The 21055-nt window shown below is 70.1% G+C and carries 17 protein-coding genes; 15 read left to right on the top strand and 2 right to left on the bottom strand.

Features of this window, described 5'->3' with window-relative positions:
• Window positions 1–100: 100 nt before the first annotated feature.
• The 6 genes from G9Q37_RS08705 (at window position 101) to zapE (ending at window position 9349) form a co-directional block, all read left to right on the top strand.
• Window positions 101–1990: a propionate--CoA ligase gene (locus G9Q37_RS08705; RefSeq protein WP_166226818.1), complete on the top strand. Its 1890-nt coding sequence runs from the start codon at window positions 101–103 to the stop codon at window positions 1988–1990.
• 80 nt (window positions 1991–2070) lie between these two features.
• The gene (locus G9Q37_RS08700) at window positions 2071–2445 is read left to right on the top strand and encodes an ArsR/SmtB family transcription factor (RefSeq protein WP_166226817.1); all 375 of its coding nucleotides are present in this window, start codon (window positions 2071–2073) and stop codon (window positions 2443–2445) included.
• Window positions 2446–2650: 205 nt separating this feature from the next.
• The gene (locus G9Q37_RS08695; protein ID WP_166226816.1) at window positions 2651–5539 is read left to right on the top strand and encodes a 2-oxoglutarate dehydrogenase E1 component; all 2889 of its coding nucleotides are present in this window, start codon (window positions 2651–2653) and stop codon (window positions 5537–5539) included.
• 18 nt (window positions 5540–5557) lie between these two features.
• The gene (gene odhB / locus G9Q37_RS08690) at window positions 5558–6811 is read left to right on the top strand and encodes a 2-oxoglutarate dehydrogenase complex dihydrolipoyllysine-residue succinyltransferase (RefSeq protein ID WP_166226815.1); all 1254 of its coding nucleotides are present in this window, start codon (window positions 5558–5560) and stop codon (window positions 6809–6811) included.
• Between the two features lie 10 nt (window positions 6812–6821).
• Window positions 6822–8249 carry a dihydrolipoyl dehydrogenase gene (gene lpdA, locus G9Q37_RS08685; protein ID WP_166226814.1) on the top strand — a complete coding sequence of 476 codons (1428 nt, stop codon included), beginning with the start codon at window positions 6822–6824 and terminating at the stop codon, window positions 8247–8249.
• 2 nt (window positions 8250–8251) lie between these two features.
• On the top strand, window positions 8252–9349 hold the full coding sequence (gene zapE / locus G9Q37_RS08680; RefSeq protein ID WP_166226813.1) for a cell division protein ZapE: 1098 nt from the start codon (window positions 8252–8254) through the stop codon (window positions 9347–9349).
• Between the two features lie 318 nt (window positions 9350–9667).
• Here zapE and G9Q37_RS08675 read toward each other — a convergent pair whose 3' ends face one another.
• Window positions 9668–10426, bottom strand: coding sequence for a PP2C family protein-serine/threonine phosphatase (locus G9Q37_RS08675; protein WP_166226812.1), 759 nt, complete (start codon window positions 10424–10426; stop codon window positions 9668–9670).
• A gap of 90 nt (window positions 10427–10516) precedes the next feature.
• On the opposite strand from G9Q37_RS08675, the gene G9Q37_RS08670 reads away from it, so the two are divergent.
• Window positions 10517–12550, top strand: coding sequence for an ATP-dependent DNA helicase (locus G9Q37_RS08670; RefSeq protein WP_166226811.1), 2034 nt, complete (start codon window positions 10517–10519; stop codon window positions 12548–12550).
• On the opposite strand, the gene G9Q37_RS08665 is transcribed toward G9Q37_RS08670, so the two are convergent.
• A complete protein-coding gene (locus tag G9Q37_RS08665; RefSeq protein WP_166226810.1) occupies window positions 12513–13328 on the bottom strand; it encodes an outer membrane protein assembly factor BamD in 816 nt (271 codons plus the stop codon). The two genes, G9Q37_RS08670 and G9Q37_RS08665, sit on opposite strands and share 38 nt — an antisense overlap.
• 19 nt (window positions 13329–13347) lie before the next feature.
• On the opposite strand from G9Q37_RS08665, the gene G9Q37_RS08660 reads away from it, so the two are divergent.
• The 8 genes from G9Q37_RS08660 (at window position 13348) to ispG (ending at window position 21049) form a co-directional block, all read left to right on the top strand.
• Complete coding sequence (locus G9Q37_RS08660; RefSeq protein WP_420810312.1) at window positions 13348–14358, top strand: RluA family pseudouridine synthase; 1011 nt, start codon at window positions 13348–13350, stop codon at window positions 14356–14358.
• 102 nt (window positions 14359–14460) lie between these two features.
• Window positions 14461–15168, top strand: a complete 708-nt coding sequence (gene scpB / locus G9Q37_RS08655; RefSeq protein ID WP_205710740.1) for an SMC-Scp complex subunit ScpB — start codon at window positions 14461–14463, stop codon at window positions 15166–15168.
• On the top strand, window positions 15134–16294 hold the full coding sequence (locus G9Q37_RS08650) for a pseudouridine synthase (protein ID WP_240936573.1): 1161 nt from the start codon (window positions 15134–15136) through the stop codon (window positions 16292–16294). Before scpB ends, G9Q37_RS08650 begins: the two co-directional genes overlap by 35 nt.
• 92 nt (window positions 16295–16386) lie before the next feature.
• Complete coding sequence (gene ndk / locus G9Q37_RS08645) at window positions 16387–16812, top strand: nucleoside-diphosphate kinase (protein WP_166226808.1); 426 nt, start codon at window positions 16387–16389, stop codon at window positions 16810–16812.
• 7 nt (window positions 16813–16819) lie between these two features.
• Window positions 16820–17971, top strand: a complete 1152-nt coding sequence (gene rlmN, locus G9Q37_RS08640) for a dual-specificity RNA methyltransferase RlmN (protein WP_166226807.1) — start codon at window positions 16820–16822, stop codon at window positions 17969–17971.
• Window positions 17968–18810: a type IV pilus biogenesis/stability protein PilW gene (gene pilW, locus G9Q37_RS08635; RefSeq protein ID WP_166226806.1), complete on the top strand. Its 843-nt coding sequence runs from the start codon at window positions 17968–17970 to the stop codon at window positions 18808–18810. Before rlmN ends, pilW begins: the two co-directional genes overlap by 4 nt.
• The gene (locus tag G9Q37_RS08630) at window positions 18803–19780 is read left to right on the top strand and encodes a helix-turn-helix domain-containing protein (protein ID WP_166226805.1); all 978 of its coding nucleotides are present in this window, start codon (window positions 18803–18805) and stop codon (window positions 19778–19780) included. The genes pilW and G9Q37_RS08630 overlap by 8 nt, the downstream gene beginning before the upstream one ends.
• A 3-nt stretch (window positions 19781–19783) precedes the next feature.
• Window positions 19784–21049 carry a flavodoxin-dependent (E)-4-hydroxy-3-methylbut-2-enyl-diphosphate synthase gene (gene ispG / locus G9Q37_RS08625; RefSeq protein ID WP_166226804.1) on the top strand — a complete coding sequence of 422 codons (1266 nt, stop codon included), beginning with the start codon at window positions 19784–19786 and terminating at the stop codon, window positions 21047–21049.
• Window positions 21050–21055: the final 6 nt, after the last annotated feature.

Genomic DNA, 21055 nt, shown 5'->3' with positions numbered 1-21055 from the left:
GGCCGGTTTGTCAGCCCGGCGCAAGCCCGCTCTCCATAATTAAGAATTCAGAAGCCCCGGCCAACCGGTCCGGGGACCGATGGACCCGAGGAGACACGCCATGTCGTACGCCGATTTCCACCGCCGCTCCCTCGAAGACCGCGACGCCTTCTGGACCGAGCAGGCGAAGCTGATCGACTGGCAGCAGCCCTTCACGCGCGTGTGCAACCACGACAACCCGCCGTTCACGCGCTGGTTCGAGGGCGGCAAGACCAACCTGTGCCACAACGCGGTCGACCGGCACCTGAAGGACCGCGCGCAGCAGAACGCGCTGATCTTCGTGTCCACCGAGACCGATCAGGAGCGCGTGTACAGCTACGCCGAGTTGCACGCCGAGGTGCAGCGCATGGCCGCGGTGCTCAAGGCGCAGGGGGTCAAGCGCGGCGATCGCGTGCTGATCTACATGCCCATGATCCCCGAGGCCACGTTCGCCATGCTGGCCTGCGCGCGCATCGGCGCCATCCACTCGGTGGTGTTCGGCGGCTTCGCGAGCCATTCGCTGGCCAGCCGCATCGACGACGCCGCACCCGTGGCGATCGTGAGCGCCGACGCGGGCTCACGCGGCGGCAAGGTGGTGGCCTACAAGCCGCTGCTCGACGAGGCCATTTCGCTGGCCGCCAACAAGCCGGCTTCGGTGGTGCTGGTGAACCGCGGCTTGGCGCCCATGAGCCTGGTGCCCGGACGCGACCACGACTACGCCGCGCTGCGTGCGCAGCAGCTCGATACCGTGGTGCCCTGCGAATGGATGGACGCCACCGACATCAGCTACACCATCTACACCAGCGGCACCACCGGCAAGCCCAAGGGCGTGCAGCGCGACGTGGGCGGCTACGCGGTGGCCCTGGCCTCGAGCGTGAAGCAGATCTTCATGGGCCAGCCGGGCGAAACCTTCTTCTGCACCAGCGACATCGGCTGGGTCGTGGGCCACAGCTACATCGTCTACGGTCCGCTGATCGGCGGCATGGCGACCATCCTCTACGAAGGCCTGCCCATCCGGCCCGATGGCGGCATCTGGTGGAAGCTGGTCGAGAAGTACAAGGTGTCGGTGATGTTCAGCGCGCCCACCGCGGTGCGCGTGCTCAAGAAGCAGGACCCGGCCTACCTCAAGCAGTACGACCTCTCGAGCCTGAAGGCGCTGTTCCTGGCCGGCGAGCCGCTCGACGAGCCAACCGCGCGCTGGATCGCCGACGGCCTGGGTGTGCCCATCATCGACAACTACTGGCAGACCGAATCGGGCTGGCCCATCCTCACCATTGCCAATGGCGTGGAGAAGAAGGCCAGCAAGTTCGGCAGCCCCGGCGTGCCCATGGCCGGCTACAGCGTGAAGCTGCTGCACGAGAACACGGGCGAGGAACTGACCGAGCCCAACCAGAAGGGCGTGGTGGTGATCGAGGGTCCCACGCCGCCGGGCTTCATGCAGACCGTGTGGCGCGACGACGCGCGTTTCGTCAACACCTACTGGAAGAGCATCCCCGGCCGGCTGGTGTATTCCACCTTCGACTGGGGCATTCGCGACGAAGACGGCTACTACTATATCCTCGGCCGCACCGACGACGTGATCAACGTGGCCGGCCACCGGCTGGGCACGCGCGAGATCGAAGAAAGCATTTCGAGCCATCCCAACGTGGCCGAGGTGGCGGTGGTGGGTGTGGCCGATGCGCTCAAGGGCCAGGTGGCCATGGCCTTCGCGGTGGCCAAGGACGCCTCGGGCCTGGTCGACGAGGCGGCGCGGCTCAAGCTGGAAGGCGAGATCATGAAGCTCGTGGACGCCCAGCTCGGCGCGGTCGCGCGCCCGGCGCGCGTGCGCTTCGTGAGCCTGCTGCCCAAGACGCGCAGCGGCAAGCTGCTGCGCCGTGCGATCCAGGCCGTGTGCGAAGGCCGCGATCCGGGCGACCTCACCACCATGGACGACCCGGGCGCGCTGCAGCAGATCCGCGACCTCGTGGCCTGAGGGGCGGGGTTCGCCCCGGGCCCGCGGGCCGTATCACGCAGCTATGATCCATGCTTATATTTCCAAGCAGCGTGGAACCCATGGCCGACATCATCGCCAGCGATGCCCAGGTGGAGAAGGGGCGGGTCTTCGAGCTCGCCGCCGAGCTGTTCGGCGTGCTGTCCACGCCCATGCGCCTGCGCATCCTGAGCGCCCTGTGCGACCAGGAGAAGTCGGTCTCCCAACTGCTCAAGGAGATCGATACCACCCAGCCCAATCTGTCGCAGCACCTGAACCTGCTGTACCGCTCGGGCGTGCTGGCCAAGCGCAAGGACGGCACCCAGGTGTTCTACCGCGTGCAGAGCGAGAAGGCCGTGATGCTGTGCCGCACGGTCTGCACCCAGATCGCCATTGAAATGGACGAGCCCGGCGCGGTGCCGGCGTCCGAGCGGCTGTCGCCGCGCGTGGCGCCCTGACCACGCCCCGTGACCGCCGGTCACAAGCCCGACACGGCCTTTGGGCCAGGATGGGCCACCGCGCGGCGCGGCGGTGGCACAATCGCGGGCTGCAGTCAGGTCCTTCCAAAGCCACTGTCGCATCCGCCAACCGGTCAAGCCGTGTCGCGGAAGGTTTTTCCAACCAGCTAATGTCTTCCCAAGGAAGACGGAGGTCAGCGGATCCATGAGCGATTCTTCGAACGCCGGCAACGTCTACGTTGCTTACCAGGGCAACTCGTATCTCTTCGGCGGCAACGCGCCGTACGTGGAAGAGATGTACGAGAACTACCTCGCCAACCCCACCAGCGTCCCGGACAACTGGCGCGAGTACTTCGACGCGCTGCAGAACGTGCCCGCGGTCGACGGCAGCAACGCCAAAGACGTGCCGCACCTGCCGGTGATCAACGCCTTCGCCGAGCGCGCGAAGCAGGGTGGCACCACCGTGGTCGTGGCCTCCGGCGCCGATTCCGAACTGGCCCGCAAGCGCACCGCCGTTCAACAGCTCATTGCCGCTTACCGCAACGTCGGCGCCCGCTGGGCCGACCTCGATCCGCTCAAGCGCGCCGAGCGCCCCAACATCCCCGAGCTCGAACCCTCGTTCTACGGCTTCACCGACGCCGACCACGAGATGGTGTTCAACACGAGCAACACCTTCTTCGGCCGCGAGTCGATGTCGCTGCGCGAGCTGCTCAACGCGCTGCGCGAAACCTACTGCGGCTCCATCGGTGCCGAGTACAACTACATCACCGACCAGAACCAGAAGCGCTGGTGGCAGGAAAAGCTCGAAGCCACGCGCACCCGCCCGTCCTACAACGCCGAGAAGAAGAAGCACATCCTCGAGCGCCTCACGGCCGCCGAGGGCCTCGAGCGCTTCCTGCACACCAAGTACGTGGGCCAGAAGCGTTTCTCGCTCGAAGGCGGTGAAAGCTTCATCGCCGCGATGGACGAGCTGATCCAGCAGGCCGGTCAGGCCGGCATCCAGGAAATCGTCATCGGCATGGCCCACCGCGGCCGCCTCAACGTGCTCGTCAACACCCTGGGCAAGATGCCCAAGGACCTGTTCGCCGAGTTCGACCACACCGCCCCCGAAGACCTGCCCGCGGGTGACGTGAAGTACCACCAAGGCTTCAGCTCCGACGTCGCCACCCCCGGCGGCCCGGTGCACCTGTCGCTGGCCTTCAACCCCTCGCACCTGGAGATCGTGAACCCGGTGGTCGAGGGCTCGGTGCGCGCGCGCATGGACCGCCGCGGCGACCCCGAAGGCAAGCAGGTGCTGCCGGTGCTGGTGCACGGTGACGCCGCCTTCGCCGGCCAGGGCGTGGTGATGGAGACCCTGGCGCTGGCCGAAACCCGTGGTTATTCCACCGGCGGCACGGTGCACCTGGTCATCAACAACCAGATCGGCTTCACCACCTCCGACCCGCGCGACAGCCGCTCCACGCTGTACTGCTCGGACGTGGTCAAGATGATCGAATCGCCCGTGCTGCACGTGAACGGCGACGACCCCGAGGCCGTGGTCTTCGCGACCCAGCTCGCGCTCGAATTCCGCCTGGCCTTCCAGAAGGACGTGGTGGTCGACATCGTCTGCTTCCGCAAGCTGGGCCACAACGAGCAGGACACGCCCTCGCTCACCCAGCCGCTCATGTACAAGAAGATCGCGGCCCACCCCGGCACGCGCAAGCTGTACGCCGACAAGCTCGCGGCCCAGGGCCTGGGCGAGACGCTGGGCGACGACATGGTCAAGACCTACCGCGCCGCGCTCGACGAGGGCCGCCACACGGTCGACCCGGTGCTCACCAACTTCAAGAGCAAGTTCGCCGTCGACTGGAGCCCCTACCTGGGCAAGAAGTGGAGCGACAGCGCCGACACCGCGATTCCGCTGACCGAGTGGAAGCGCCTGGCCGAGCGCATCACCACCATCCCCGACAGCGTCGCGCCGCACCAGCTCGTGAAGAAGGTGTACGCCGACCGCGCGGCCATGGGCCGCGGCGAGATCCCGGTGGACTGGGGCATGGGCGAGCACATGGCCTTCGCCTCGCTGGTGGCCAGCGGCTTCCCGGTGCGCCTGTCGGGCGAAGACTGCGGCCGTGGCACGTTCACGCACCGCCACGCCGTCATCCACGACCAGAACCGCGAGAAGTACGACGAGGGCACCTACATCCCGCTGCAGAACGTGGCCGACAACCAGGCCCCGTTCGTGGTGATCGACTCCATCCTGTCGGAAGAGGCGGTGCTGGGCTTCGAGTACGGCTACGCCTCGAACGACCCGAACACGCTCGTGATCTGGGAAGCCCAGTTCGGCGACTTCGTCAACGGCGCCCAGGTCGTGATCGACCAGTTCATCGCCTCGGGCGAGGTCAAGTGGGGCCGCGTCAACGGCCTCACCATGATGCTGCCGCACGGCTACGAAGGCCAGGGTCCCGAGCACAGCTCGGCCCGTCTCGAGCGCTTCATGCAGCTCGCGGCCGACACCAACATGCAGGTCGTGCAGCCCACCACGGCCAGCCAGATCTTCCACGTGCTGCGCCGCCAGATGATCCGCCCGCTGCGCAAGCCGCTGGTGCTGTTCACGCCCAAGAGCCTGCTGCGCAACAAGGACGCGACCTCGCCGCTGTCGGAATTCACCAAGGGTGGCTTCCAGACCGTGATCCCCGAGAACAACGCCGACGTGGTGAAGAAGGCCGACAAGGTCAAGCGCGTGATCGCCTGCTCGGGCAAGGTCTACTACGACCTGGTCAAGAAGCGCGAAGAGAAGGGCCAGGACGACGTGGCCATCATCCGCGTCGAACAGCTCTACCCGTTCCCGCACAAGGCCTTCGGCGCCGAGCTCAAGCGCTTCCCGAACGCCACCGACATCGTGTGGTGCCAGGACGAGCCGCAGAACCAGGGTGCCTGGTTCTTCGTGCAGCACTACATCCACGAAAACATGCTCGATGGCCAGAAGCTCGGTTACGCCGGGCGCGCCGCCTCGGCCTCGCCCGCGGTGGGTTATGCCCACCTGCACCAGGAGCAGCAGAAGCAGCTGATCGAAGCCGCCTTCGCCAAGCTCAAGGGCTTCATCCTCACCAAATAAACCCCGTCGGAAAAGAACATGGCAATCGTTGAAGTCAAAGTCCCTCAGCTGTCCGAGTCGGTGGCCGAAGCCACCCTGCTGCAGTGGAAGAAAAAGGCCGGTGAAGCCGTCACGGCCGATGAGATCCTGATCGAGATCGAGACCGACAAGGTCGTGCTGGAGTGCCCGGCGCCCGCGAGCGGCGTGCTGGTGGAGATCGTGCAGGGCGACGGCGCCACCGTGGCCGCCGACCAGGTCATTGCGCGCATCGACACCGCCGCCGTGGCCGGCGCGCCCGCGCCCGCCGCTGTGGCCGCGCCCGCCGCCGCCCCGGCCGCTGCACCTGCTGCGGCCGCCGCGGCCAGCACCAGCAAGGCCGGCGTGGCCATGCCCGCCGCCGCCAAGCTCATGGCCGACAACAACCTGGCCGCCGGCTCGGTGGCCGGCACCGGCAAGGACGGCCGCGTGACCAAGGGCGACGTGCTCGCCGCCGTGGCCGCGCCCAAGCCCAGCGCCGCGCCCGTGGCCATTCCCACCGGCGCGCCCACCAAGGCACTGCCGCAGGTGCAGGTCGCCGGCCCCAACCTGGGCCAGCGCCCCGAAGAGCGCGTGCCCATGACGCGCCTGCGCGCCCGCGTCGCCGAGCGCCTGCTGCAATCGCAAGCCACCAACGCCATCCTCACCACCTTCAACGAGGTCAACATGGCCCCGGTGATGGAGATGCGCAAGAAGTTCCAGGAGAAGTTCGAGAAGGAGCACGGCGTGAAGCTGGGCTTCATGAGCTTCTTCGTGAAGGCCGCGGTGCACGCGCTCAAGAAGTACCCGGTGCTCAACGCCTCGGTCGACGGCAACGACATCGTCTACCACGGCTACTTCGACATCGGCATCGCCGTGGGCTCGCCGCGTGGCCTGGTGGTGCCCATCCTGCGCAATGCCGACCAGATGAGCTTTGCCGACGTCGAGAAGAAGATCGCCGAGTTCGGCCAGAAGGCCAGGGACGGCAAGCTGGGCATCGAAGAGATGACCGGTGGCACCTTCTCGATCAGCAACGGTGGCGTGTTCGGCTCCATGCTGTCCACCCCCATCATCAACCCGCCGCAGTCGGCCATCCTGGGCGTGCACGCCACCAAGGACCGCGCCGTGGTGGAGAACGGCCAGATCGTGATCCGCCCGATCAACTACCTCGCGATGTCGTACGACCACCGCATCATCGACGGCCGCGAAGCCGTGCTGGGCCTGGTCGCCATGAAGGAAGCGCTGGAAGACCCCGCGCGCCTGCTGTTCGACATCTGAGGACCCGACGATGAGCCAGCAATTCGACGTCATCGTCATCGGGGGCGGCCCCGGTGGCTACATCGCGGCCATCCGCGCTGCGCAACTGGGCTTCAAGGTCGCCTGCATCGACGAGTGGAAGAACGCCGCCGGGGGCCCGGCCCCGGGCGGCACCTGCACCAACGTGGGCTGCATCCCCTCGAAGGCGCTGCTGCAGTCGAGCGAGCACTTCGAGCACGCCAACCACCACTTCGCCGACCACGGCATCACCGCCAAGGACGTCAAGATCGACATCGCCAAGATGATCGGCCGCAAGGACGCCGTGGTGAAGCAGAACAACGACGGCATCCTGTACCTGTTCAAGAAGAACAAGGTCACCTTCTTCCACGGCCGCGGCTCGTTCGTGAAGGCCGTGGACGGCGGCTACGAGATCGCCGTCAAGGGTGCCAAGGACGACACGCTGACTGGGAAGCAGGTCATCGTGGCCACGGGCTCCAATGCGCGCGCGCTGCCCGGCGTGGCCTTCGACGAGGAGAACATCCTCTCGAACGACGGCGCGCTGCGCCTGGGCGCGGTGCCCAAGAAGCTCGGCCTCATCGGCTCGGGCGTGATCGGCCTGGAAATGGGCTCGGTCTGGCGCCGCCTGGGCGCCGAGGTGACCATCCTCGAAGGCCTGCCCACCTTCCTGGGCGCGGTCGACGAGCAGATCGCCAAGGAAGCCAAGAAGGCCTTCGACAAGCAGGGCCTGAAGATCGAGCTCGGCGTGAAGGTCGGCGAGATCAAGAACGCCAAGAAGGGCGTGAGCATTGCCTACACCAACGCCAAGGGCGAGGCCCTGACGCTGGAAGTCGACAAGCTCATCGTCTCGATCGGCCGCGTGCCCAACACCACCGGCCTCAACGCCGAAGGCGTGGGCCTGCAGCTCGACGAGCGTGGCGCCATCGTGGTCGACGGCGAGTGCAAGACCAACCTGCCCGGCGTCTGGGCCGTGGGCGACGTGGTGCGTGGCCCCATGCTCGCGCACAAGGCCGAAGAAGAGGGCGTGGCGGTGGCCGAGCGCATCGCGGGCCAGCACGGCCATGTGAACTTCAACACCATTCCCTGGGTGATCTACACCAGCCCCGAGATCGCGTGGGTCGGCGAGACCGAGCAGCAGCTCAAGGCGCGTGGCGCGGCCTACAAGGCCGGCAGCTTCCCCTTCCTCGCCAACGGCCGCGCGCGCGCGCTCGGCGACACCACGGGCATGGTCAAGTTCCTGGCCGACGCCACCACCGACGAGATCCTGGGCGTGCACATCGTGGGCCCCATGGCCAGCGAGCTGATCGCCGAGGCCGTGGTCGCGATGGAGTTCAAGGCCAGCGCCGAAGACATCGCCCGCATCTGCCACGCGCACCCCTCCTTGTCGGAAGCGACCAAGGAAGCCGCGCTGGCCGTGGACAAGCGCACGCTCAACTTCTGATCTTGAGCGTCCGCAGCGCCTACGAGGCCGTGCTCAAGGAGCGCGGCTACCGTTCCGACCCCGCCCAGCTGCGTGCCGTGGACGCGCTGGAGCGGTGCGCCAACGAGTGGGCGCACTACAAGAGCAAGCGCTCCAACGCGCTCAAGAAGCTCATCAACCGGCCCGACATCCCGCGCGGCGTGTACATGTTCGGCGGGGTGGGGCGCGGCAAGAGCTTCCTCATGGAATGCTTCTTCCAGGCGGTGCCGCTCAAGCGCAAGACGCGGCTGCACTTCCACGAATTCATGCGCGAGGTGCACCGCGAGCTGCGCGACCTGCAGGGCACGCAGAACCCGCTCGACGTGCTCGGCGAACGCATCGCCAAGCGCTACAAGCTGATCTGCTTCGACGAGTTCCACGTGGCCGACGTGACGGACGCGATGATCCTGCACCGCCTGCTCGACGCGCTGTTCCGCAACGGCGTGGGCTTCGTCACCACCTCGAACTTCCACCCCGACCAGCTCTACCCCGACGGCCTGCACCGCGACCGCATCCTGCCCGCGATCGAGCTGCTCAAGCAGCACCTCGAGGTGGTCAACGTGGACAACGGCACCGACTACCGCCAGCGCACGCTGACCCACATCGCGCTGTACCACACGCCGCTGGGCGCCGAGGCCGACGCCGCGATGGAGGCCACCTTCAACCAGCTCGCCGAGGCCGGCGACGAGAGCCCGGTGATGGGCATCGAGTCGCGCCAGATCCGCGCCGTGCGCCGCGCCGGTGGCGTGATCTGGTTCGACTTCCGCACCCTCTGCGGCGGCCCGCGCTCGCAGAACGACTACCTCGAGATCGCGAGCCAGTTCCACACCGTGCTGCTGTCCAACGTGCCGCAGATGTCGGTGCGCATGGCGTCGGAAGCGCGGCGCTTCACCTGGCTGGTCGACGTGCTCTACGACCGCGGCTGCAAGCTCGTGCTGTCGGCGGCCGTGGCGCCCGAGCAGCTCTACCTCGAAGGGCCGCTCTCGCACGAGTTCCCGCGCACGGTGTCCCGGCTGACGGAGATGCAGTCGCAGGAATACCTGGCGCTGCCGCACCGGGTGGTGGACACGGCGCTCACCTGAGCCTTTCCGGGGCTTGGTTGTCTCCGGCTGCGGCGGTCGGCGGCGACCGGTATCCGGCTCCGCGACTGTCCCACGGATCGGGCCTCGCGGCCCGACCCTCCTCCTTTATGTCGCTGCGCCGCACACCGATCACCACCGACCTCGTTGGTGCTCGTCGGACGCGTGCTGGACCGTCGCTTCACCGGGCGGGTGATGGGTGCTCCGCGCAGCGGCATAAAGGAGGAGGGCCGGCGCAGCCGGCCCGGGGGACAGCCGCGGAGCGGAGTACCCATCGGCCGCCCGCGTGCACGAGGTGCAACGAGCGAAGCGCGAAGCGGCTCAGATCAACGGATCGAGCTTCACGATCACGAGCGACATGTTGTCGCCCGTCCCGCGCGCGCGCGTGCGCGCCTTCTGGATCAGGAACTCGCAGGCCTCGCGCGGCGTGAGCATGGCAATGGTGCTGGCCAGTTCCTCGGGCGAGAAGTAGTGCCAGATGCCGTCGCTGCAGGCCATGAGCGCGTCGCCCGCGTTGAGCTTGTTGACCATGTGCAGGTCCAGCGGCGGGTCGTTCTCGGTGCCCAGGCAGCCCATGAGGATGTTGGCGTGCGGGTGGTCGAGCGCTTCCTGCTCGGTGATCTCGCCCTGGTTCACCAGCGTCTGCACGTAGGAATGGTCGTAGGTGCGGTGCAGCAGCCGGCCCTGGCGGAAGTGGTACACGCGCGAGTCGCCCGCGTGTATCCAGTGGCTCTCGCCGCTGGGCAGCAGCATGAAGGCGGCGATGGTGCTGTGCGGCTCCTGCTCGGCCGACACCGCAGTGAGCTTGATCACCATGTGCGACTCGTTGACGATCTGCTTGAGCAGCGCGCGCGGGTCGTCGGTCTCGGGGTCGAAGCGGTCGAACAGCTGCTTGGCCGTGAGCATCACCTGGTCGGAGGCCTTGCGCCCGCCGCTGCGCCCGCCCATGCCGTCGGCCAGCACCGCGAGCAGGCAGTTCGGAATGCGCGCGTGCTGCATCAGGTTGACCTGGTCCTGCTGGTAGTCGCGGTCGCCCTTGTGGAGGCCGGTCGAAGCCTGGATGCGATAGCCTTTGCTCATGGGATGGCGTGCGTGTAGGGGGCTGGCGGACGGCGCCCGCAGCGGGCCCGCAGGGCGCCCGCAATGGTATCCCTTAATCTCGCCCCACCTGTGCCCGAAACCACCGACCTGCTCCCGCTGCACGAGCGCCTGCGCGCCGCCCTGTGTGCCGATGGCCCGCTGTCCGCCGCGTGGCCGCACTGGCGCGTGCAGGCGCCGCAGGCACGCATGGCCGAGGCGGTGGCCGCGGTGCTCGAACAGGGCGGCACGCTGCTCGCGCAACTGCCCACCGGCTCCGGCAAGACCCTGGCCTACCTGCTGCCGCTGTTGCTGTGGGGCGGGCGTGCGGTGGTGGCCACCAGCACCCACGTGCTGCAGCACCAGCTCGCCACGCGCGACCTGCCGCGGCTGGCGCAGGCGCTTGCGCGGCCGGTGCGGGTGGCGGTGCTGAAGGGGCGCGGCCGCTACGCCTGCCTGCAGCGCCTGGGCGATGCGGTGCAGCGCGGCCCCCGGCCGGGCGAGTGGGAGCGCCACGCGCGGCTGCGCGAACTGCTGGCCTGGGCCGGCGCATCGGCCGAGGGCGACCTCGACGAATGGCCGGGGGCGGCGGTCGACGCGTCCTTGCGCCCGGTCCTGGTGTCCACGAGCGAGAACTGCCTGCGCCAGGCCTGCCCGCGCTGGGCCGACTGCCACGTCGAGCGGGCGCGCCGGCGCGCGGCCGAGGCCGATGTGGTGGTGATCAACCACCACGTGTGGCTGAGTGAGTTGCGGGCGCGCCGCCAGGGTCGCAGCGCGGGCGTGCCCCGCCATCCGGTGCTGGTGTTCGACGAGGCGCATGCGTTGCACGAGCTCGCACGCCACTGGCACACGCAGCGCGCCGAGGCCTGGGCCGTGTCGCGTTTCTGGTCCGACCTCGCCGAACTCGCGCAGGGGCCGGCGCGCGGCAGCGCGCCCTGGGCCGGGCTGGCCTTGCAGGGCGATCGCGCGTGGCGCAGCCTGTCGCGCGCGCTGCAGGCGGCCGCGCCGCGCGAAGGCCTGCAGGCCTGGCCGCTGTCGGTCGAGGGCGCTGCGGGGGGCGGGGCCGCGCGTGAGCTCGGCCTGGCGCTGCAGCAGGCCCACCGCGCCCTGCAGGCGGCGCAGGGCAGCGACGCCCGCCTCGGTGCGCTGAGCGAGCGCGCGGTGGCGATCGCCCAGGTGCTGCAGGGCCTGCTCGCCCCCGCGGGCGGCGAGACCGGCCCCGGCGCCTGGCTCGATTGGCAGGACGCGCAGCACTGGACCCTGGTGCTGCCCGGGCCCGAGGCCGACGAGGCCCAGGCCCGCGAGCTCGCCACCGGCGCGAGCGCGGGCGTGCGCGCCGTGGTCCACACCTCGGCCACGCTGGGCGACGAACCCGGCCTGCGCTGGCACCGCGACGCACTGGGTCTGCACTCGCTGACCGGCCTGCGGGCGCTGCACGTGGCGCCCGAAGGGCCGTTGGTGGGCGCCGCCTGGCACGTGCCCCCCGACCTGCCCGAGCCGGCCGACCCTGCGCACGTGGAGTCGCTGGCGCGGCAGGTGGCGCGCTGGGCCCAGCGCCTGGGTGGGCAAGCGCTGGTGCTGTGCACCACGCGGCGCGCGGCCGAGCGCATCGCGCAGGCCCTGGCGGCCGAGCTGCCGCCGCACTGGCGCGTGCTGCGGGCCGTGGGTGAGGGCGGCCGCGCGGCCTGGGAGGCGCTGCGTCAGGACGACCCGCGTGCGCCCACCGTGGTCGTGGGCAGCGGGGCGTTCTGGCGCGGCGTGGACGTGCCCGGCAACGGCCTCAGGCTCGTGGTGGTGGACAAGCTGCCCTTCGCCCCGCCCGACGACCCCTGGGTGCAGCGGCGGCTGGCGCGCGCGCGCGAGGCGGGTGCCGATGCCTTCGAGGCGGTTCAGCTCGCCGATGCCGCGATGGCCTTGCGCCAGGCCGCGGGCCGGCTCATCCGCTCACCCGAGGACCGTGGCCTGTTCGTGGTGGGTGACGTGCGCCTGCGCACGCGCACCTACGCGCTGCGCCTGTCGGCGGCGCTGGCGGACTGGCGCTGGCTGGAGAACGAGGAGGAGGTGGCGGACTGGCTCGATGCGCTCGCGCTCACCAGAGCTTCCACCACGCGCCATCGCGGCGCTTGAAACCCTTGGCGAGGTACTCGCTGTTCGGGTAGCTCGCACGCATGACGCGCGCGGTGTCGTCGCGCAGCTGGGTCATGCCCAGGGCGTCGTACGACTGCACCATGATGAACAGCGCTTCTTCAAGGGCCGGTGCGTCCACGTAGTCGGTGAGGGCGGCCTGCGAGCGGTTGATGGCCGCGAGGTAGGCGCCGCGGCTGTAGTAGTAGCGCGCCACGTGCACCTCGTACTGCGCGAGCGAGTTCACCACGTAGGTCATGCGCGCACGCGCATCGGGCGCGTAGCGCGAGTCGGGGAAGCGCGTCACCAGTTCGCGGAAGGCATCGAACGACTCCTTGGCGGCTTTCTGGTCGCGCTCGGACAGGTCCTGGCGCGCGAGCGAGCCGAACAGGCCGAGGTTGTCGTTGAAGTTGACCAGGCCCTTGAGGTAGAGCGCGTAGTCGAGCGCCGGGCTGGCCGGGTGCAGGCGCATGAAGCGGTCGATCGCGGCCTGCGCCTTCGCGGGTTCGTCGCCCTTGTAGTGGGTGTAGGCTTTGTCGAGCTGGGCCTGCTGGGCCAGCGGCGTGCCGGCGGCGCGGCCTTCGAGGCGCTCGAAGAGCGTCACGGCGCGCTCGAAATTGCCGGCATTGCGCTCGTCGATCGCTTCGCTGTAGAGGCGGTTGGGGCTCCAGCCGGCGGTCTCGTCGACCGGCTTGGTGCTGCCGCAGCCTTGCAGGAGCGCGGCCAGCGCAAGAGCGGCCAGGGCCGGGGCCGATAATCGACGGCGCAACTTCAAGGGCATACCTCTGGAACAGGACACGTTGGCGGAGACGGACAGTATATCGGTGGGGGTCGAGGCGGCCGACGCGCTCGAGGACCAGGCCGAGTCGCGCCACTGCGCGGTGCCGGCCGGGCTGCACGGTTGGCGCATCGACCGTGCGCTCGCGCAACTGGTGCCCGAGTTCTCGCGCTCCTACCTGCAGCAGGTGCTGGCCGAGGGCGGCGTGCGCTGGCGCGGCCAGGCCTGCACCAAGGCCTCGGCCAAGGTGGCGGTGGGCGATGCCATCGAGGTCACACTGCGCCCCACGGCGCAGGCCCGGGCCTTCGTGGCCCAACCCATGGCGCTGGCCGTGTGCTTCGAGGACGAGCACCTGATGGTGATCGACAAGCCCGCGGGCCTGGTGGTGCACCCGGCCGCCGGCCACTGGTCGGGCACGCTGCTCAATGGCCTGCTCGCGCACCACGAGGCCGCGGCCACGCTGCCGCGCGCCGGCATCGTGCACCGGCTCGACAAGGACACCTCGGGCCTGATGCTGGTGGCCAAGTCGCGCCCGGCCATGGACGCGCTGGTGCGCGCGATCGCGGCGCGCGAGGTGAACCGCCAGTACCTCGCGCTGGCGCACGGCGCCTGGCGCGGCCCCGATTCGCGCACGCTCGAAGGCTTCATCGGCCGCGACCCGCACAACCGCCTGCGCATGGCGCTGGTGGGCGAGGGCGCGGGCAAACCCGCGCGCACCGACCTGCACCGCCTGGACGGCAATGCCCAGGCCACGCTCGTGGCCTGCAAGCTGCACACCGGCCGCACCCACCAGATCCGGGTGCACCTGGCCTCGCTCGGGCAGCCCCTGGTGGGCGACGCGGTGTACGGCGGCCGCCCGGCCTGGGGCCTCGAGCGCCAGGGCCTGCACGCGGCCTTCCTGGGCCTGCAGCACCCCATCACCGGCGCCGGGCTGCGCTTCTGGCGCGACCCGCCCGCCGACCTGCGCGAGGCCCTTGCGCAAGGGGGGCTCCGGTACAATCCGCCGCCTGCCGGCAGTGGCCCGATCGCCTGACCGTTGCCCCGGCGGCGCCCCTCGCGGGCCCGCCTGCCGCCAGCCCCGCGGGCCACGGCGCCCACCCTCCCAGCCCATGCGCGCGGCCCGCGCGACCGAACGATGAACACCACGGATGCCCAGCGCGTCCTCGAGACGGCACTGATCTGCGCGACGCAGCCCATGACGCTGCGCGAACTGTCGGTGCTGTTCGACGGCGAGCTCTCGGCCGACACGCTCAAGTCCCTGCTGACCAACCTGCAGCTCGAATGGAGCGGCCGAGGCGTGGAACTGGTGCAGGTGGCCACGGGCTGGCGCTTCCAGAGCCGCCCCGAGATGCGCCATTACCTCGACCGGCTGCACCCCGAGAAGCCGCCCCGCTACTCGCGCGCGGCGATGGAGACGCTGGCCATCATCGCCTACCGACAGCCCGTCACGCGCGGCGACATGGAAGACATCCGCGGCGTCACGATCAACTCGATGATCCTCAAGCAGCTCGAAGACCGCGGCTGGATCGAGGTCATCGGCCACCGCGAAACCGTGGGCCGGCCCGCGCTCTTTGCCACCACCAGGCAATTCCTCGACGACCTCGGCCTGGCCTCGCTCGACCAGCTGCCGCCGCTCGAGGCCAGCGAGGTGCAGGAGTCGGCGCTCGGTTCGCTCGACTTCGGCAACCTCGCGGCGCCTCTGCCCGATGACGCCGACGAGCCGCTCGCGCCCGATGCCACGCCCGACGGGGTGCCCGACGCGGCGTCCGAAGCCGCCGCCCCTTCCGAATCCCCCACCGAGAACGACCATGACCCAGCCGGCTCCCCCCAAACCCCGGCCTGAGCGCCGCGCCCCGGCCACCGAGCCCGCGGCCGACGCCCTGAGCTTCGACGAGGTCGTCAGCGGGGCCTTCGACGAGGCCGCGGCCCCCGAGGACACCGCCGCCGCAGCGGCCGGCCCCGCGCGCCGCGTGCTGCAGCCCGAGGCCGATTCGCCCAAGCTGCACAAGGTGCTGGCCCAGGCCGGCCTGGGCTCGCGCCTCGAAATGGAATCGCTCATCGAGCAAGGGCGCGTGTCCGTCAATGGCGAGCCCGCCCACGTGGGCCAGCGCATCCGCCAGGGCGACATCGTGCGCGTCAACGGCAAGCCGGTGCGCCTGCGCCTGCAGGCGCCGCCGCCGCGCGTGCTGGCCTACCACAAGCCCGCGGGCGAGGTCGTCACGCACGACGACCCGCAGAACCGGCCCACGGTGTTCCGCCGCCTGCCGCGCCTGCACCAGGGCAAGTGGCAGTCGGTGGGGCGGCTCGACCTCAACACCGAAGGCCTGCTGCTGTTCACCAATGCCGGTGAGCTGGCCAACAAGCTCATGCACCCGCGCTTCGGGCTGCAGCGCGAGTACGCGGTGCGCGTGCTGGGCGCGTTGTCGAACGAAGAGAAGCAGCGCCTGCTCGACGGCGTGAACCTCGACGACGGCATGGCGCAGTTCCAGTCCATCGACGATGGCGGCGGCGAGGGCGCGAACTGCTGGTACCGCGTGACCATCGGCGAAGGCCGCAACCGCGAGGTGCGGCGCATGTTCGAGGCCGTGGGCCACGCCGTGAGCCGCCTCATCCGCATCCGCTACGGCGCCGTGGTGCTGCCGCGCGGGCTGCGCCGCGGTGACTGGGTCGAGCTCGGCGAGCGCGACGTGCAGCGCCTGGGCCAGGCCGCGGGCATGGCAGCCCCGCGGCCGGTGCGCGCGCCAGCCCCCGCCGCGCCCGCCACGGCGCGCCGCAAGTACGGTCCCGGCCCCAAGCTGCCGCCGGCGCCGCCCTCGCGGGCCCGCCGCAGCGGCCCGCCGCGCGGCGATCCCGACCCGATGAAGACCAGCCAGGGCTACATCGGCCAGGACGCCGTGCAGCGCCAGCGCCGCCAGGCCAATGCCGCGGGCGCGCCCAAGGGCCGTGGCCGCAGCGGGCCACGTGGCTGAAGCCATTTGGACGACGCTTCCGCCATGTAGAATCGTGGGCTTTTCGGGCGCGCCAGCGCCTGGGCCTTTTTTCTCATAACTTCAGGACTTCCATGGCCATCGAACGCACCCTTTCGATCATCAAACCCGACGCCGTCGCCAAGAACGTGATCGGCCAGATCTACGCCCGCTTCGAGGCCGCCGGCCTGAAGGTCGTGGCCGCCAAGATGGCCCACCTCTCGCGCCGCGAAGCCGAGCAGTTCTACGCCGTGCACAGCGCGCGTCCCTTCTTCAAGGACCTGGTCGACTTCATGATCAGCGGCCCCGTGATGATCCAGGTGCTCGAAGGCGAAGGCGCCATCCTCAAGAACCGCGATCTGATGGGCGCCACCGACCCCAAGAAGGCCGCCCCGGGCACCATCCGCGCCGACTTCGCCGACAGCATCGACGCCAACGCGGTGCACGGCTCTGACGCGCCCGAGACCGCCGCCGTGGAAGTGGCGTTCTTCTTCCCCGGCATGAACGTCTACTCGCGTTGATCATGTCATGACGGTCAACCTGCTCGACTTCGACCTCGAGGGGCTGGCCGCCTTCTGCGAACAGCTGGGCGAAAAGCGCTTCCGCGCCACCCAGCTGTTTCGCTGGATCCACCAGAAGGGTGCGTCCGACTTCTCGCTCATGACCGACCTCGCGCGCAGCCTGCGCGAGAAGCTGCCCGGCGCAGCGCACATCACCGGTCTGCCCGTGCTCTCGCGCCAGGACTCGGCCGACGGCACCATCAAGTGGCTGTTCGACGTCGGCGGCGGCAATGCCGTCGAGACCGTGTTCATCCCCGAAGACGACCGCGGCACGCTGTGCGTGTCCTCGCAGGCGGGCTGTGCCGTGGGCTGCCGGTTCTGCTCCACCGGTCATCAGGGCTTCTCGCGCAACCTCACCACGGGCGAGATCCTGGCCCAGCTCTGGCAGGCCGAGTTCTTCCTGCGCCAGCACCTGAACCGGCCCGGGGAACGCGTGATCACCAACGTGGTCATGATGGGCATGGGCGAGCCGCTGCAGAACATCCACGCGCTGATCCCCGCGCTCAAGGTCATGCTCGACGACCACGGCTACGGCTTGTCGCGCCGCCGCGTGACCGTGTCCACCTCGGGCGTGGTGCCCATGATGGACCGCCTGGCCCAGGAATGCCCGGTGGCGCTGGCCGTGTCGCTGCACGCGCCCACCGATGCGCTGCGCGACGACCTAGTGCCGCTCAACCGCAAGTACCCGATCGCCGAGCTGCTCGACGCCTGCCTGCGCTACCTCCCGGCCGCGCCGCGCGACTTCATCACCTTCGAGTACTGCATGCTCGACGGCGTGAACGATCAGCCCGAACACGCCCAGGCGCTGCTCGAGCTGCTGCGCGGGCACGCGGGCCGCGGTGTGCCCTGCAAGCTCAACCTCATCCCGTTCAACCCCTTCCCCGATTCGGGGCTGCGCTGCTCGCCGCGCGCGGTGGTGCAGCGCTTCGGGCAATTGCTCAACGCCGGCGGCATCGTCACCACCATCCGCAAGACGCGCGGCGACGACATCGACGCCGCCTGTGGCCAGCTCGCGGGCGACGTGCTCGACCGCACCAACGCCGCGCGCCGCATGGCGCAACGCCGCACCACCGAACAACCGATCCGCTTCGTGACCCCCGAGAAAGAAAGGCAGGCATGACACAGCCAGCGTTCCGACCGCTCCCGTCCCGTTCCCGCTCCCTGCTGTGGCTGCTGTCCGCGGCACTGGCGTTGGTGGTGCTGGCCGGTTGTGCGTCGCAGGCGCCGCGCGTGTCGTCCACGCCCACGCCAGGGGTCGAGCCCATGACCGCTTCCGACGAGCCGCAGTCGGTGCGCCGGGCGCGACTGCGCTACGAGCTCGCGGCCAACTATTTCGACCAGGGCCAGACCACGGTGGCGCTCGACGAGATCAAGCTCGCGCTCGCGGCCGACGCCAACTTCGGCCCGGCCTACATCCTGCGCGGCCTGGTCTACATGCGGCTGCAGGACGACGCGCTGGCCGAGGAGAGCTTCCGCCGCGCGCTGCAGATCAACCCGCGCGACGCCGAAGCGCAGCACGCCTACGGCCTGTTCGCCTGCGAGAAGGCGCGCTACGAACAGGCCGACCGCCTGTTCCAGCAGGCGCTCGAAAGCCCGACCTACAAGAACCGCCCGCGCACGCTGCTGCTGCAGGGCGTGTGCCTGCTGCGCGCGGGCAAGCTGCCCGAGGCCGAGGCCGCGCTTGCGCGCGCCTACGAGTTCGACCCGGGCAACCCCATCGCCGCCTACAACCTCGCGAGCCTCAAGCACCGCCGCGGCGACAGCCAGGCCGCGCAGTTCATCATCCGCCGCGTCAACAACTCCGAGCTGGCCAACGCCGAAACGCTGTGGCTGGGCATCCGCGTGGAACGCCGGCTGGGCAACGACGTGGTCGTGGCCCAGCTGGCTCAGCAGCTCGGCCGGCGCTTCCCCGAATCGCCCCAATGGGCCGCGTACCAGCGCGGAGCTTTCAATGACTGAACCGGTGATCGACGGCGGCCTGCAGCCGCAGGTGCCGGAACGCCCCGTGCGCCTGCGCGAAGCGCGCGAAGCCGCGGGCCTGCACATCGCGGCGCTGGCCGCGGCGCTCAAGGTGCCGGTGCGCAAGCTCGAGGCGCTCGAAGCCGGGCGCTACGACGAACTGCCCGACCTGACCTTTGCGCGCGCGCTCGCGTCCAGCGCCAGCCGCCACCTCAAGATCGACCCGGGCCCGGTGCTCGAGCAGATTCCGCTCAACCAGGCGCCGGTGCTTGGCGACGCCAGCCGGCCGATCAATGCGCCCTTCAAGGGCGCCAGCGACGCCCCGCCCGCGGGCGCGCTGAGCTGGCTCTCTCGGCCGGCGCTGCTGGTCGCCATCGTGCTGCTGCTGGCCGCGCTCGTGATCGTGTTCCTGCCGCGCATGGGCAGCGGCCCCGCCGAAGAAGCGGCCGCCCCCGCTGCGCCCGCGGCCGTGCCCATGGCGCCGCCCGCGGCGCCGCTGTTCCAGCCCGGTACGCCCGAAGCGGGCGAGGGCGGTGCGCCCGCCCCGGCAGCCGCGGACGCGGGCGCCGCACCGGGCGCGGGCGCCGCTCCGGCGGCACCGGCTGCGCCAGGCACTGCCGCCACGCCCCCCACCGAAGCCCCCGCCACACCCACTGCCCCCGCGACCGCGACCGCGACCGCGCCCGCCAGCCCCGCGACCCCGGCCGCGGAAGCCGGCGCCCGGCCGCCCGAAGGCGCGGTGCTGGGTCTGGCTGCCAGCCAGGCGTCCTGGGTCGAGGTCACGAACGGCACCGGCACCGTCGTGCTTCAGCGCCTGCTGCAGGCCGGCGAGCGCGTGGAGTTCTCGGCCGCGCCGCCGTACGCGGTGGTGGTCGGCAACGCGGGCGGCGTGGAGGTGACCCTGCGCGGCCGGCCCTTCAACGCCGCGGCCATCGCACGCAACAACGTGGCCCGATTCGAAGCGAAGTGACCCATGAGCAGCCCTGAGCCCCAGCCCATTCCCCTGCCCGAAGTGCCCCGCCGGCGCACGCGCCAGGGCGTGGTGCGCTGGGGCAGCCACGCCGTCACCGTGGGCGGTGACGCGCCGGTGCGCGTGCAGTCCATGACCAACACCGACACCGCCGACGCGATCGCCACCGCGATCCAGGTGAAGGAACTCGCGCAGGCCGGCTCGGAGCTCGTGCGCATCACGGTCAACAACGACGAAGCCGCCCGGGCCGTGCCGCACATCCGCGAGCAACTCGACCGCATGGGCATCGCGGTGCCCCTGATCGGCGACTTCCACTACAACGGCCACCGCCTGCTCACCGACCACCCGGCCTGTGCCGAGGCGCTGTCCAAGTACCGCATCAACCCCGGCAACGTGGGCCGCGGCGACAAGGGCGACCGCCAGTTCTCGCAGATGGTCGAGATCGCCGCACGCCTGGGCAAACACGTGCGCATCGGCGTGAACTGGGGCAGTCTCGACCAGGACCTGCTGGCCCGCCTGATGGACGAGAACGCCGCGCGCGCCACGCCCTGGGACGCCAAGCAGGTGATGTACGAGGCGCTCATCACCTCGGCCATCGAATCCGCGAAGAAGGCCGAGGCCATCGGCCTGCCGGGCGAGAACATCGTGCTGTCGTGCAAGGTCAGCGCGGTGCAGGACCTGATCGCCGTGTACCAGGCGCTGGCCCAGCGCTGCGACTACCCGCTGCACCTGGGCCTCACCGAGGCCGGCATGGGCACCAAGGGCGCGGTGGCCTCCACCGCGGCGCTGTCGGTGCTGCTGCAGCAGGGCATTGGCGACACCATCCGCATCTCGCTCACGCCGCAGCCCGGCGAGGCGCGCACGCAAGAGGTGGTGGTGGGCCTGGAGATCCTGCAGGCCATGGGTCTGCGCAGCTTCGTGCCCAGCGTCACCGCCTGCCCGGGCTGCGGCCGCACCACCAGCACCACTTTCCAGGAACTCGCGAAGCAGATCGACGACTACCTGCGCGCGTCCATGCCCGTGTGGCGCGAGCGTTACCCGGGCGTCGAAGGCATGAAGGTGGCGGTCATGGGCTGCATCGTGAACGGCCCGGGCGAAAGCAAGCACGCCGACATCGGCATCAGCCTGCCCGGCACCGGCGAAGCGCCCGCCGCGCCTGTGTTCATCGATGGCCAGAAGGCCATGACGCTGCGTGGCGAAGGCATCGCACGCGAGTTCCAGACCATCGTCGAAAACTACATCGAGAAGCGCTTCGGCACGCCCGCCTGAGCCCTT

It is taken from the genome of Hydrogenophaga crocea (genome assembly GCF_011388215.1).
GTDB lineage: Bacteria > Pseudomonadota > Gammaproteobacteria > Burkholderiales > Burkholderiaceae_C > Hydrogenophaga > Hydrogenophaga crocea.
Note: the sequence above shows the minus strand (reverse complement) of the source record. Positions and strands in the feature narration are given on the sequence as shown.

Bases quoted from the DNA above. Each gene is read 5' to 3' on its own strand.
- G9Q37_RS08705 (WP_166226818.1), top strand. From the start codon at position 101: ATGTCGTACGCCGATTTCCACCGCCGCTCCCTCGAAGACCGCGACGCC.
- rlmN (WP_166226807.1), top strand. From the start codon at position 16,820: ATGACGGTCAACCTGCTCGACTTCGACCTCGAGGGGCTGGCCGCCTTC.
- G9Q37_RS08675 (WP_166226812.1), bottom strand. From the start codon at position 10,426: ATGAGCAAAGGCTATCGCATCCAGGCTTCGACCGGCCTCCACAAGGGC.
- lpdA (WP_166226814.1), top strand. From the start codon at position 6,822: ATGAGCCAGCAATTCGACGTCATCGTCATCGGGGGCGGCCCCGGTGGC.
- ispG (WP_166226804.1), top strand. From the start codon at position 19,784: ATGAGCAGCCCTGAGCCCCAGCCCATTCCCCTGCCCGAAGTGCCCCGC.
- G9Q37_RS08650 (WP_240936573.1), top strand. From the start codon at position 15,134: ATGACCCAGCCGGCTCCCCCCAAACCCCGGCCTGAGCGCCGCGCCCCG.
- G9Q37_RS08695 (WP_166226816.1), top strand. From the start codon at position 2,651: ATGAGCGATTCTTCGAACGCCGGCAACGTCTACGTTGCTTACCAGGGC.
- odhB (WP_166226815.1), top strand. From the start codon at position 5,558: ATGGCAATCGTTGAAGTCAAAGTCCCTCAGCTGTCCGAGTCGGTGGCC.
- G9Q37_RS08665 (WP_166226810.1), bottom strand. From the start codon at position 13,328: ATGCCCTTGAAGTTGCGCCGTCGATTATCGGCCCCGGCCCTGGCCGCT.
- ndk (WP_166226808.1), top strand. From the start codon at position 16,387: ATGGCCATCGAACGCACCCTTTCGATCATCAAACCCGACGCCGTCGCC.
- G9Q37_RS08630 (WP_166226805.1), top strand. From the start codon at position 18,803: ATGACTGAACCGGTGATCGACGGCGGCCTGCAGCCGCAGGTGCCGGAA.
- G9Q37_RS08700 (WP_166226817.1), top strand. From the start codon at position 2,071: ATGGCCGACATCATCGCCAGCGATGCCCAGGTGGAGAAGGGGCGGGTC.
- pilW (WP_166226806.1), top strand. From the start codon at position 17,968: ATGACACAGCCAGCGTTCCGACCGCTCCCGTCCCGTTCCCGCTCCCTG.
- scpB (WP_205710740.1), top strand. From the start codon at position 14,461: ATGAACACCACGGATGCCCAGCGCGTCCTCGAGACGGCACTGATCTGC.